We start from the raw sequence: 12108 nt of genomic DNA, 5'->3' as shown, positions 1-12108 counted from the left end.
GTTGTTTTCGGCATTTGGCTTGGCCGACATGCGTCACGCATCAGTGCCGCTTGAAATACTGCACCTCGCGCTCGTGCTTCTCGGCCGCCGCGCGGCTCTTGAATGTGCCGAGATTGCGGCGCTTGCCGGTCTTGGGATTCACCTTGCGCGAATAGAGCCGGTATTCGCCGGATGCGAGCTTGCGGATCATGGTTGCGCCTCCTGTCGGGTTTTGCAGGTCAACCCGCTTCGTGCGCGGAGCGTTCCGTCACGGCTTGTCGGTCAAGGCTTTGGCCTGCGGCGCGAACTGCTGGTTGGCGAAAGGCTGCGGATCAGAGGGAACCTTCATGACGACGAAGCTGCGTCCCATCGAGCGGTGGCATGAATTGCAGCCCTCGGTCAGATCACCCACGGCTTTTGAGAATTTGCGGCCGTCCTTCGTTGCGATCGCGTCCGACGTCGCCTGCAGCGACGGCTCCAGCGTCGTGACGTTGCTGATGGGAATGCCGGAATAGAGCAAGGCGGCTTCGACCAGGCTCGCCTTGAGCTGGCGCAGCTCGTAGGCGGCAAGGTCCCAGTTCTGTGCCTTGCCGGCCAGAGAGAGCTTCTGATGGTGCGTCTGCGCGGCGCTCATGATGTCGCCGAGCCGCGGCACGTATTGGTCCGCCGAGGGTGATTTGAGATCCTGCGCCGCCACTGTCGTGGCCGCTCCCAGGCCGGCCAACACGAATATCCAATGCCGCAGTTTCATCGCACGTCTCCATTCCAATGGAGACGCAATCTAGGCCCGTCCGGCCGGGCCACCTTGCGCTCGATCAAGACCGGCGTCGCAGCCCCGCTAGACTAGAAGCACAGCGTGGTGACGAGCTTGCCCTGCTTGTCCTTGATCGCGTAGGGGCAGCGCAGCCGCTCCAGTGCCTTCTTGGCGTCCTCGTCGCCGAGCGCGGCGGCGCGCTCGTAATAGGCCTTGGCGGCGTCCTTGTCCTTCGGGCCGCCGCGGCCTTCCTGGGCAAAGGCGCCCATTCGCTCCAGCGCGCCCGGATGGTTTTGCGCCGCTGCCTTCTCGAACAGCGCGCGCGCTGCGATGTCGTCTTTCTCGCCACCGCTGCCGTTGGAAAGCATCAGGCCGAGCTGGTACTGCGCCTCCGCATTGGTTTCCGCGGCCTTGCCGAGCAGCATGCGCGCCTGCGCAGGACGGGCCGGCGCGCCGCCGCCGGCGCTGCCAAGAGCGGCGAGGTTGGCGACCGCACGGGGATTGCCCGCCTGCGCCGCCTTCTCGAATAATTTGCGCGCCCGGGCTTCGTCCCTGGCGCCGCCCGAGCCGGTGCCGTAGGCGACGCCGAGCTCGACCATCGCCGCACTGGAGCCCTTGTCGGCCGCCTTGCGCCAGGCGGCGATCGCTTCCGCCGTCTGCCGGTTGGCCGCATAGGCTCGTCCGAGCGCGAACATCGCCCGCCGCGACGAGGCCGCCGCCGGCCTGCAGAACTTGATCGCGGTTGCGATATCAGCGGCTGCGATCTCAGGCACGCCCTTCACGTCGGCCGGCTTGTCCGGATCGCTTGGATCGGCGGCGACGCACAGCACGAGGTCGGCCGATTGCGCATGCGCTGCAACAGGCGAGGTGAGTGCGAGGAAAATGGCACAGAGGTAAGTCCGCATGAACATCACGTTGCGTCCGCGTCCCGGCGATTTCAAGGCTCGAGTCCCGACTGCCGCAGCACCGGCACGACTTCCGGAGATGCCAGATAGCGCAGCAGCCGGTCGGCAGCTTCGGCCTGCTTCGCGTTCACCATGCGGCCGGCGGAGAACACCGCCGGGGTCTGCAAGTCGCGCGGCACTGGGCCGATCACCTCGGTGCCGCCAACCTGCTTCAGCTCGCTGATCTGCTGCACAGCGAGGTCGGCCTCGCCGCTGACGAGCCGCTCTGCGGTAAACCCCTGCTCGACGATGGTGGCCTTGGGATTGATCTCGGCCGCGATGCCCATCCGCACGATCAGCTGGGCGAAGTACACCCCGCTCGCACCGAGCCGCGAATAGGCAACGGATCGCGCCGCGAGCAACGCTTGGCGCAGCGCGGCCTCGGTTGCGATATCTGGATGCGGCTGCCCTGCCCGCACCGCAAGGCCAACATAGGAGCGCGCGAGGTCTGCCGCGGTGTCTGCGATCACGCGGCCCTCGCCGATCATTTCGTCGAGCCCCTCGCGCGTGAGGATCACGAGATCGGCGGCTTCGCCCGCACGCAAGCGCTTGAGCAGTGCCAGGGTCGGGGCGAACTCCGCATCGACGCGAATGCCCGTTGCAGCCTCGAAGGCGGCGGCGAGGCTGCGCATCGCGCCCATCAGGCCGAGCGTCGAGAGCATGCGAATTTTTTCCATGGGCGATTTCCCGTCGCGATCAGGCGCGATGCATCAGCTGGAGCGTGGCGGTCAGCCGCAGGCTGCGTTTGCCAGAAAGCGCCGTTGCTTCCAGCACGGCCCGTTCGCCATCATAGCTGCCGGAGAAGCCGATGCCGACCTGGTGGCCGCCGAAGATCGGATCGTCCTTGGCGGGCGTGTGCTCCTGATTGAGGATCTGTCCCTTCCAGCGACCGTTCGCGGCGGTGTAGCTGCCGAGATAGTAGAACGAGGCATCGCCCCCGAGGATGCGGCCTTCCTTGAGCAGCATCACGCCGGTCAGCCCGCCATCGACGCCGTCGAGCATGCGCAGGCGGAGCGAGTAAAGGCCGTCAATGATGCCGTCTTCCCCGACGCCGCCGGGGATCGGCACCTCGTCCTCCATGATCGGCGTCATCACCGACCGGAACGGGACCCCCGGCAGCTCTTTCAGTTCGCCCTTGAAGCGGTAGAGATCGCCGTCGGCAAAACCCTTCGCGATCAAGGTCGCATCGTCGGTACCTGCCATGGCGCGGTAGTTCGGATCGGCGTTGTGGCGGACGGTCTTGATGACGATGTCGACGCCGTCGGCGGTCTTGGCGTAGGTGCCGATATGGGCGAACGCCGAATTGCCGCCGAGCATCTTGCCATTGCCGGCATGCATCACGCTTCGGCCGACGGCGTCGCCGAGTTGAAATCGCACCTTGTAGAAGCCTTCAAACACCAGCCGTCCCCGGCCCGCGCGCATCCTGTGGGTACTCTATCCCGATTTCGACCGGGAAGGACAGGCGTCAGGCCGATGCAAAAAATCCGCCGGAGCCTTGCAGCTCCGGCGGATTTGAAAGCCAACCCGGGCCAGCCCCAGCCCGGGCCGGGAGGATCTTAGGCCGCGGCCTTCTTGTCGGTCGGCACGGACGCGATCGTCTTCAGGATCTGCGAAGCGATCTGGTATGGGTCGCCCTGCGAGTTCGGACGGCGGTCTTCCAGATAGCCCTTGTAGCCGTTGTTGACGAAGGAGTGCGGAACGCGGATCGACGCACCACGATCAGCCACGCCGTAGCTGAACTTGTTCCACGGCGCAGTCTCGTGCTTGCCGGTCAGACGCTTGTCATTGTCCGGGCCGTAGACAGCGATGTGGTCCATCAGGTTCTTGTCGAAGGCGGCCATCAGCGCCTCGAAATACTCCTTGCCGCCCACGGTACGCATATACTCGGTGGAGAAGTTGGCGTGCATGCCCGAGCCGTTCCAGTCGGTGTCGCCGAGCGGCTTGCAGTGGAACTCGATGTCGATGCCGTACTTTTCGGTAAGGCGCAGCATCAGGTAGCGGGCCATCCACATCTGATCGGCAGCAGTCTTGGAGCCCTTGCCGAAGATCTGGAATTCCCACTGGCCCTTCGCGACTTCCGCGTTGATGCCTTCATGGTTGATGCCGGCAGCGAGGCACAGGTCAAGATGCTCTTCAACGATCTTGCGGGCGACGTCGCCCACGAACTTGTAGCCGACGCCGGTGTAGTACGGGCCCTGCGGTGCGGGATAACCGTACTCGGGGAAGCCGAGCGGACGGCCGTCCTTGTAGAAGAAGTATTCCTGCTCGAAGCCGAACCAGGCGCCGGCGTCGTCGAGGATGGTGGCGCGCTTGTTCGACGGATGCGGGGTCTTGCCATCGGGCATCATGACTTCGCACATCACGAGCACGCCGTTGGTGCGGGCACCGTCCGGGAAGACGGCAACCGGCTTCAGGACACAATCGGAGCTGTGGCCCTCGGCCTGCTGCGTGGAGGAGCCGTCGAAGCCCCAAAGCGGAAGCTGCTCGAGCGTCGGGAACGACGCGAATTCCTTGATCTGAGTTTTGCCGCGCAAGTTCGGAGTCGGCGTATATCCGTCGAGCCAGATGTACTCGAGCTTATACTTGGTCATTGAGCCTCTCTGTAGATGATGCGAAAGGTGGGGTTGAGAGCCCCGCACGTTTGTACCCGGCCATCATCGGCCGGCGCTTTATAAGCATTTTGCGTGCCAAAAGGCGGCAGCGCGGAAGCTTTTCCACCGCTGCGGGGGCAAGGCCGCTGATCGAAAAACCTCAACAGCGACGTGCGTCATAGAAGCGCACCTTTCTGTGAAGCTGCACTGCAAAAATCCCGCGGAAATCGCCTGATTCCGGAGCAGGCAGCCTCCTCCGGGATGTTGCCGATGAAACGCGCATCAACGTCCGGCAACTTTCGCAAAGCTGCCGGCCTCTGCCTAGCAACCTTTGGAATGGCCCAAGCGTTAGTCAGCGACCCGGTGCCTTAGGGAATGCAGAACACCGACTGCCTACGAGTTAGGCGGAAACTGATTTTCTTTTCAGCACTTTCCAATCCGGGATGCGCGGCCGATATGGGGATTCCAGTAACCACAATCGAACGAGTCGGGCGCACCATGGAGGCCAATGCGCTTCGACCAAGGAGCAATCGTAATGATGAACAATGGTCTGAGTCACGGATCGGCAACGATCTACCAATTCCCCGTCGGGGGCCGCGCGGCTCTCGGCGGACGCCGCTATGGCGAGACCCGCCTTCCCGCCGATCACGCTTCGCTTCCCGCGGACGTCTCGATTTGCAGCGATAGCTGGTATCATCAGGACGCGGTCGACGAAGCAAAGCCCAAATGGGAGCGCTGATGCCAGTGTCCGGTTTGAGGCCGCCGCGCTTCTTCAGGCGCGGGTGGATATGCAAAAAGGGTCGAAACAACGAGGTTTCGACCCTTTTTGATTCCCGATTGCGTGGTCAGATCAACGCGCAGGCGGTGGCCGGCCGCTTCAGATGCTTGATTGTGGTGCCCCCGCTTTTGCCGATGACCAAAGTAATCCCCGCCCCCGAATACCGCGTGCCGGAAACCGTCAGCCGCCTGGCGAGCGTCACCGGCTCGCCGTCGATCTGGAGGAAGGCGCGGGTGTCGTAGTCATAGAACCCCACAATGAATTGCGTACCATCAAGACAATGGTAGTTCCGGAATGTCTGCGCATTGGCCTGCCGCGCGCCAGTCATTCCAGCCAGCATTGCTATTCCCACAACAATGGCCTTGTGCCGGTCCATAATCGCCCCCTGTAATAGGCTTCAAGGACGCCCCCAGTGCGTCCAGCGGAACCATAACCCAAGCTGAGCCCATGCAAGACTCTTCCCTAAAGGACTTCCCTGCCCGTCATCTCGCTTTGCAAGGCGCCAGCAACTTTCGCGATCTCGGCGGCTACACCACGCATGAGGGCCGCACCACGCGCTGGCGCCACATCTTCCGCTCCAATCATCTCGGCCAGCTCACCGCCTCGGACGTCGAGGTCATCCGCGCGCTCGGCGTCAAAAGCGCGTTCGACTTCCGCGGCGTCGAGGAGCGCGCGGCGGGCGTCTGCGTTGTGAACGAGATCACCGTGCATTCGCTGCCGATCGAGCCGACGGTGGTCGCCGCACTGCGCGCCGAACTCGCCAAGGGCGCACTGACTGGACCGGTCGCGCTTGAACTCATGCGTGAGTCCTACCGCAACTATGTCCGTGACTACACGCACAGTTTTCGTGCACTGTTCAGCCATCTCCTGGAAGACAGCGCGCCGCTCGTGATCCACTGCACCGCCGGCAAGGACCGCACCGGTTTTGCGAGCGCCCTGATCCTGCATGCGCTGGGCGTGCCCGAGAGCGTGATTGCGGAGGACTATCTGCTGACCAATCGTCACTACAAGCGCGACGTCTCGAGCGTCTCCGATCTGCCCGCCGACGTCCTCGACGCGATCGGCTCGGTCGAGGTGTCCTATCTCGATGCCGCCTTCGACGCGGTCAGACAGGACTATGGCGATATCGAAATCTATTTGCGCGACGGCCTCAAGCTGGGAGCCGTCGAGCGGATGGCGCTGAAGGAGCGCTATCTGCAATCATAGGCGGCCGCGCCCGGGAGATCGATGATGCAAGGCAAGGTTCTGATCGTGACCGGCGCGTTCGGCGCGCTTGGCAAGGTGGTCTCCGACATCGCGCTGTCGCGCGGCGCGCGGGTCGCCGGCATCGATCACGCGCCCGGTCAAATGCCTGCGACGTCCGAGCGGATCGAGATCGGCGGCGTCGACCTGTCCGATGCGGTGCGGGCGAAGGTGGCGGTCGAGGCCACCGTCAAGCATTTCGGCAGGCTGGATGCCGTGGTCAATATCGCCGGCGGATTTGCCTTCGAGACCATCGCCGACGGCGATATCAAGACGTGGCAGCGCATGCATGCGCTGAACCTGCTGACGGCCCTTAATACTTCGCACGCCGCGTTACCGTATCTTGCAGCTTCGAAGGCAGGCCGCATCGTCAATATCGGCGCGATGGGCGCGCTCCAGGCCGGCGCCGGCATGGGACCCTATGCGGCGTCGAAGGCGGCCGTGCACCGTCTCACCGAGGCACTGGCCAGCGAATGGAAGGGCAAGGTCACCGTCAACGCAGTGCTGCCGTCGATCATCGATACCAAGGCCAATCGCGCCGACATGCCGAAAGCGGACTTCAGCAAATGGGTGACGCCGCAGGAGCTTGCCGAGGTGATCTTGTTCCTCGTTAGCGACGCCGCGAGCGGCGTCACCGGTGCGCTGGTTCCGGTGAGCGGACGGGTGTGATCAATCCGGCACCAATAACCGCAGATTGCCCTTGAAACGGATGCTCTGCTTGCCGGCGAGCGCGATGCCCTCGCCATAGGCGGTCTCATCGGTGTAGGTGCCGCTGAAGCCGATGGTCACGACCTTGCGGCCCCACACCGGGCGCTCGTCGAACGAGGGCGAATGCTCCTCATTGGTCAGCTCGCCCTTCCACTTACCGTCGCCGGACGTATAGCTGCCGTAAGCGAAGAAAAAAGAATCGCCGCCGCGCATGGTGCCGTCACGCAGCACCATGACGCCTTGATTGCCGCCCTGGACGCTATCCAGGAATTCAATCCGGATATGATAGAGCCCGTTCCTGATCGCCATAGCCGCAAGCGCCCTGTTCCCCACGCAGAGATATAGCTGGCTTGGCCGCGTGCGGGCAAATGGCGATCAGCCCAGAGTCCAATCCGGGCTAGACTGACCGCGACTGATTCTCCGATCGGAAACTCGCCTTGGAAACCGCGCTCTATCTCCCCGTCAAACGATTCCTTGAAGGCCTCGGCTTCGACGTCAAGGGCGAGATCCGTGGCTGCGATCTTGTCGGCCTGAGCGCCGGAGATCCGCCCGTGGTGGTGATCGGCGAGCTCAAGCTTGCCTTCAATCTCGAACTGATCCTGCAGGCGGTCGATCGAGCACCGGCCGGCGACGAAGTCTGGATCGCGGCAAAGATATCGGCACGCGGCAAGGGCCGCGAGAGCGACGCACGCTATCGCAATCTCTGCCGTCGCCTCGGCTTTGGCATGTTGGGCGTGACTGACAACGGCCAGGTCGAGGTGCTGGTGAAGCCACCGACGGCCGCGCCCCGCCGCGAGCCCAAGACTCGCTCGCGGCTCGTGGCCGAGCACCAGCGCCGCCAAGGCGATCCCGTGCTCGGTGGCAGCACCCGCGCGCCGATCATGACGGCCTATCGGCAGCAGGCGTTGGCCTGCGCATCAGAACTCGCTGCTGGCCCCCGGCGCGTGCGCGATCTGCGCCAACGCTGTCCCGATGCCGGCAAGATCTTGCTTAATAATGTTTATGGCTGGTTCGAACGCGCTGACCGGGGAATCTACGGGCTTACCGAGGCAGGACAAGCGGCGCTGAAGCGTTGGCCGCAGCAACGGAATGAGGTCGGTGCCGGTGCCGCGCCACCGACATGACACCTGACCGGTGCATAGCTGAGATGCCACACCAAATTCATATTGCAATGCAACATTAAGCGCACTAGGTATCCCGGCATCAAAACGAGGCCGTTATGAGCGCAGACTGGAATACCAAATATGGCACGCGGCGCGTCCGCCACGATCCGCCCACCCTGGAGGAGGCTATCTTCGCCGCCGTCGGCATCACTGACGACCAGGAGCAGCAGGCCGAGATCGCTGCCGCGCTGATGGGGATGCCGCTCGAAATCGTTCAGGCCGAGGTCAAGAAACAGGCTCGCACTAACAGCCGCATCACCGCCACGCGCGTGATCGCCGGCGAACAGGGCGCGCAGCGCTCGGTCGTGGTCGAACGCCGCGTCGTTCGCCGCTTCGGCAACGACAAGCGCACCGGAACCTGAACGATCGGTTCTTTGGATCAACAAAAAGCGGACCGGCCTCACGCCGGTCCGCTTTTTGATTCAGGCCTATGGGCTCAGGCCGCGCGATTGCCGTACATGCTGGAGATCAGCTTCCAGCAGGTGGAGTTGAAGCTGAGAAGCGCGCGGCCGGCCCTGAACGGCGCCGCTGCGAGATCGGCAAGCTCGTCCTCGGCCGTCTTGGTCAGGTCGATCGTGCCGGTGGATTCGCCATGGCGAAATTGCAGATGCGCGCCGAACTTCCTGGCGAGCGCGCGCATTGCGTGATTCTCCGCGCCCGTGGTGATGCGCAGGCTCTTGTAGCCCTTCCAACGCGCTTCCGCGATCAGCCGGCTGAACAGCACCGTGCCGACGTTCTGACGGCGTGAGGGGGCTTCTACGCTAAAGGCAACTTCGGGGAGCGAATCGCCCTCTGGCGGATGGAGCTCGGCCGCACCACGGACCACGCCGTCGACGATGTACGCAACGATCACAGTGCCGTCTTCGGCGCAGCGGGCTGCGTAACGCTCGATGAAACTATCGTCGAGAAAACCGTTGAAACGATCGTGCCGGCTTTCGGCATCGAGTCTCAGCAGGTGATCGCGCAGCAACGGCAATTCTTCCTGCTGGATCAGGGTCCGCACATAGCCCGGGGCGGTGCGGACGGTCTTTTCAAGTACCACGTCAAAACTCCTCTTGGTGTCCCTCGAGGAGGCGTTCGAATCCCTAGGCCCCCAATATTGTGCATCGCAGCAAGATTTTCAAGGCGAGAACCCGTGCAAGTTTGAGGCAGCGCAAACGACTAATTCGTTAACAAAATCAAGCCCTCCGTAGTCTTACAGGACTAGCTGCGTCTGGGTCACCACCGCGACCAGCTTGCCGTCGTCGGTTTCAAGCCGGGTGGTCCAGACTTGAGTGCGGCGCCCCCGGTGGACTGGGGTGGCAGTGGCGATGACGGTGGTTCCCTCCTTGGCCCCACCGATGAAATTGGTCTTGCTTTCCAGCGTCGTCGTGCCCTTGGCATCCTCCGGCAGGTTGATCACGGTCGCCGCCGCGCCGACGGAATCGGCGAACGCCATTACCGCGCCGCCATGGACGGTGTGATGCAGGGTGCAAAGATCGGGCCTGACCGTCATCCGCGCGACCACGCGATCCTTCCCGGCCTCGACGAACTCGACGCCCTTGAGCTCGGCGAACGGCATCTTCATCGCTTTAAGTTTCTCGAGCGGCGTCATCAGATATCCCTCCCAATTCTTTATGACCTCAGCGTGAATGGCTTCGCGCGGCAAAGCAATGACGTCGGAGGTAATGGCTGGGCGGATCGGGATGCCACCGTGGCGGTGTTGCGGGGCAGGCACGGTAACGCGCCCCCAGCTCTCGTGTCCCGGACGCGCTGCAACGCTCTTGCGTTGCTGCGCTGAGCCGGGATCCATCTCACAACGGACCCGATCTGCAAGATGGGCCCGGCTCTGCGGCGCACCGCTGAAGAAGCGCTGCGCTGCGTCCGGGGCACGGCTCGCAGCTTCACGTCACTGCGTTCACGACCTGATATTCCGGTCGGCGCCAGACCTCCCCTGCAATCACTTCCTCAACGATCTCGGCTGCCCGTACTATTTCCCTTTCGCCAATATAGAGCGGCGTGATGCCAAACCTCATGATATCAGGCGCGCGGAAATCGCCGATGAGGCCGCGGGCGATCAGGGCCTGCATGGCGGCATAGCCTCCCTCGAAGGCGAAGGAGACTTGTGAGCCGCGGCGTTCGTGCGCGCGGGGGGTAACCAGCCTCAGCGACAGGCAGCGGCGCTCCACCTCCGCAATCAGCAGATCGCCGAGGGTCAGTGAACGGGCGCGGACTTCCTCGATATCAACGCGATCCCAGATATCGAGTGACGCCTCGAGCGCCGCCATCGCCAGCACTGGCGGCGTGCCGACGCGCATGCGCTCGACGCCGCCAGCGGCCGCATAGGCAAGCTCGAATGCGAAGGGCTTTGCATGGCCCATCCATCCGGACAATGCAGCGCGCGCGTCGTCGGCATGGCGCGGTGAGACGTAGAGGAAGGCCGGCGCGCCCGGGCCGGCGTTGAGATATTTGTAGGTGCAGCCGGCGGCGAAATCGACGCCACAGTCTGCGAGATCAACCGGCAGCGCGCCGGCCGAATGGGCGAGATCCCAGACGGTCATGATCCCCAGCGCATGGGCCTTCGCGGTCAATTTCGCCATGTCATGGCGGCGGCCGGTGCGGTAGTCCACCTCGGTGATGTAAAGCACAGCAATCTCTTCCGACAGCGCGCCCTCGATCTCCTCCGGCGCCACCAGGCGCAATCGATGGCCGCGCCCGAGCGTCGCGATCAGGCCCTCGGCCATATAAAGATCGGTCGGGAAATTGCCGGTGTCCGACAAAACGACCTTGCGCGCGGCGTTCATATCGAGCGCCGCGGCGAGCGCCTGATAGACCTTGAGCGACAGCGTATCGCCGACCATCACGGAGCCGGCCTCCGCGCCGACCAGGCGCGCGATGCGATCGCCGACGTGGCGCGGCTGGGCATACCAGCCTGCACTGTTCCAGGCGCGGATCAGTTCGTTGCCCCACTCGGTCGTAATAACGCGGTTAACCCGCTCGGCAACGCCTAGCGGCAGCGCACCGAGCGAATTGCCGTCGAGATAGATCACACCCTCGGGCAAATGAAACAGCGCTTTGGTGTCATCGTAGACGCGAAGCCTGGTCATGAATATCTCTACAAAATGGTACGGACGCGCCAGAGTTCGGGGAAAAGCTCGACTTCCAGCATGCGCTTGAGGTAGCTGACGCCACCAGTACCGCCGGTCCCGCGCTTGAAGCCGATGACGCGCTCGACCGTCGTCACGTGGTTGAAGCGCCAGCGCCGGAAATAATCCTCGAAATCGACCAGCTTTTCGGCGAGCTCGTACAGCATCCAGTGCGTCTCCGGTGCCTCGTAGACGATCCGCCAGGCCTGCAGCACACCTTCGCTGAAGCTGTGGGTCTCGCGGATATCGCGCCCCAGCACCGCGGCCGGCATCTTGAGCCCGTGTCGATCGGCGAGCCGCAGCACCTCGTCATAGAGGCTGGGCGTCGCGAGCTCGGCCTCGAGCAACCTGGTCGTTTCCACATCGTGCGCGTGCGGCTTCAGCATGGCGTGGTTGCGGTTGCCAAGCAGATACTCGATCAGCCTGTACTGGCGCGACTGGAAGCCCGAGGACTGGCCGAGCTGAGAGCGGAAGCGCGTATATTCGCTCGGCGTCATCGTGCGCAGCACGTCCCAGGCGTTGTTAAGCTGCTCGAAGATGCGCGACATCCGCGCCAGCATTTTCATCGCGGGCTGCACCTCGTCCCTGGCGATGGCGCGCCGCGCGGCGCTGAGCTCGTGGATGGCAAGGCGCATCCAGAGCTCGGTGGTCTGATGCTGGATGATAAACAGCATCTCGTCATGCGCCTCCGAGAGCGGATGCTGCGCGCCAAGGATCGCATCGAGCGCCAGATAGTCGCCATAGGACATGCGCCGGGCGAAATCGGTCTCGGCGCCTTCGCTTGTGGGATCGTAATCGCTGGATGTCATAACAGGACCTCTCGA

Annotated in this window: 17 protein-coding genes; 5 read left to right on the top strand and 12 right to left on the bottom strand. The window is 63.5% G+C overall.

The window, feature by feature from the left end:
- Positions 1-40: 40 nt before the first annotated feature.
- From XH88_RS04530 to XH88_RS04505, 6 genes are all read right to left on the bottom strand, one after another.
- Positions 41-190, bottom strand: coding sequence for a hypothetical protein (locus XH88_RS04530; RefSeq protein WP_007609497.1), 150 nt, complete (start codon positions 188-190; stop codon positions 41-43).
- 57 nt (positions 191-247) lie between these two features.
- Entirely contained in the window at positions 248-730 is a 483-nt protein-coding gene (locus XH88_RS04525; protein WP_271614198.1) for a hypothetical protein, read from the bottom strand.
- A 92-nt stretch (positions 731-822) separates the two neighbouring features.
- Entirely contained in the window at positions 823-1638 is an 816-nt protein-coding gene (locus tag XH88_RS04520) for a tetratricopeptide repeat protein (protein ID WP_271614364.1), read from the bottom strand.
- Positions 1639-1670: 32 nt separating this feature from the next.
- The gene (locus XH88_RS04515) at positions 1671-2354 is read right to left on the bottom strand and encodes a substrate-binding domain-containing protein (RefSeq protein ID WP_271614197.1); all 684 of its coding nucleotides are present in this window, start codon (positions 2352-2354) and stop codon (positions 1671-1673) included.
- Positions 2355-2373: 19 nt separating this feature from the next.
- Positions 2374-3075, bottom strand: coding sequence for a GrlR family regulatory protein (locus XH88_RS04510; RefSeq protein ID WP_271614363.1), 702 nt, complete (start codon positions 3073-3075; stop codon positions 2374-2376).
- A gap of 158 nt (positions 3076-3233) precedes the next feature.
- Complete coding sequence (locus XH88_RS04505; protein ID WP_271614196.1) at positions 3234-4268, bottom strand: glutamine synthetase beta-grasp domain-containing protein; 1035 nt, start codon at positions 4266-4268, stop codon at positions 3234-3236.
- Between the two features lie 535 nt (positions 4269-4803).
- Here XH88_RS04505 and XH88_RS04500 point away from each other — a divergent pair.
- The gene (locus XH88_RS04500) at positions 4804-5007 is read left to right on the top strand and encodes a DUF2735 domain-containing protein (RefSeq protein ID WP_271614195.1); all 204 of its coding nucleotides are present in this window, start codon (positions 4804-4806) and stop codon (positions 5005-5007) included.
- 106 nt (positions 5008-5113) lie between these two features.
- Here the strand turns inward: XH88_RS04500 and XH88_RS04495 are convergent, their stop codons facing one another.
- The gene (locus tag XH88_RS04495) at positions 5114-5422 is read right to left on the bottom strand and encodes an MliC family protein (protein WP_271614194.1); all 309 of its coding nucleotides are present in this window, start codon (positions 5420-5422) and stop codon (positions 5114-5116) included.
- A 71-nt stretch (positions 5423-5493) separates the two neighbouring features.
- Here XH88_RS04495 and XH88_RS04490 point away from each other — a divergent pair, with 71 nt between their 5' ends.
- Together XH88_RS04490 and XH88_RS04485 are read left to right on the top strand one after the other, a co-directional pair.
- A complete protein-coding gene (locus XH88_RS04490; RefSeq protein WP_271614193.1) occupies positions 5494-6252 on the top strand; it encodes a tyrosine-protein phosphatase in 759 nt (252 codons plus the stop codon).
- A gap of 24 nt (positions 6253-6276) precedes the next feature.
- On the top strand, positions 6277-6957 hold the full coding sequence (locus XH88_RS04485) for an SDR family oxidoreductase (protein ID WP_271614192.1): 681 nt from the start codon (positions 6277-6279) through the stop codon (positions 6955-6957).
- Here XH88_RS04485 and XH88_RS04480 read toward each other — a convergent pair whose 3' ends face one another.
- Positions 6958-7305 carry a GrlR family regulatory protein gene (locus tag XH88_RS04480; protein ID WP_271614191.1) on the bottom strand — a complete coding sequence of 116 codons (348 nt, stop codon included), beginning with the start codon at positions 7303-7305 and terminating at the stop codon, positions 6958-6960.
- Between the two features lie 128 nt (positions 7306-7433).
- On the opposite strand from XH88_RS04480, the gene XH88_RS04475 reads away from it, so the two are divergent.
- Entirely contained in the window at positions 7434-8120 is a 687-nt protein-coding gene (locus XH88_RS04475; protein ID WP_271614190.1) for a DUF2161 domain-containing phosphodiesterase, read from the top strand.
- Between the two features lie 95 nt (positions 8121-8215).
- Positions 8216-8521, top strand: a complete 306-nt coding sequence (locus XH88_RS04470) for a hypothetical protein (protein WP_271614189.1) — start codon at positions 8216-8218, stop codon at positions 8519-8521.
- Positions 8522-8595: 74 nt separating this feature from the next.
- Here XH88_RS04470 and XH88_RS04465 read toward each other — a convergent pair whose 3' ends face one another.
- From XH88_RS04465 to kynA, 4 genes are all read right to left on the bottom strand, one after another.
- Positions 8596-9201 carry a GNAT family N-acetyltransferase gene (locus tag XH88_RS04465; protein WP_271614188.1) on the bottom strand — a complete coding sequence of 202 codons (606 nt, stop codon included), beginning with the start codon at positions 9199-9201 and terminating at the stop codon, positions 8596-8598.
- 153 nt (positions 9202-9354) lie between these two features.
- Entirely contained in the window at positions 9355-9753 is a 399-nt protein-coding gene (locus XH88_RS04460) for a PaaI family thioesterase (RefSeq protein WP_271614187.1), read from the bottom strand.
- Positions 9754-10042: 289 nt separating this feature from the next.
- On the bottom strand, positions 10043-11245 hold the full coding sequence (kynU, locus tag XH88_RS04455) for a kynureninase (protein ID WP_271614186.1): 1203 nt from the start codon (positions 11243-11245) through the stop codon (positions 10043-10045).
- Between the two features lie 8 nt (positions 11246-11253).
- Positions 11254-12093 carry a tryptophan 2,3-dioxygenase gene (kynA, locus tag XH88_RS04450; RefSeq protein WP_271614185.1) on the bottom strand — a complete coding sequence of 280 codons (840 nt, stop codon included), beginning with the start codon at positions 12091-12093 and terminating at the stop codon, positions 11254-11256.
- Positions 12094-12108 lie beyond the last annotated feature (15 nt).

It is taken from the genome of Bradyrhizobium sp. CCBAU 51627 (assembly GCF_028128765.1).
GTDB lineage: Bacteria > Pseudomonadota > Alphaproteobacteria > Rhizobiales > Xanthobacteraceae > Bradyrhizobium.
Note: the sequence above shows the minus strand (reverse complement) of the source record. Positions and strands in the feature narration are given on the sequence as shown.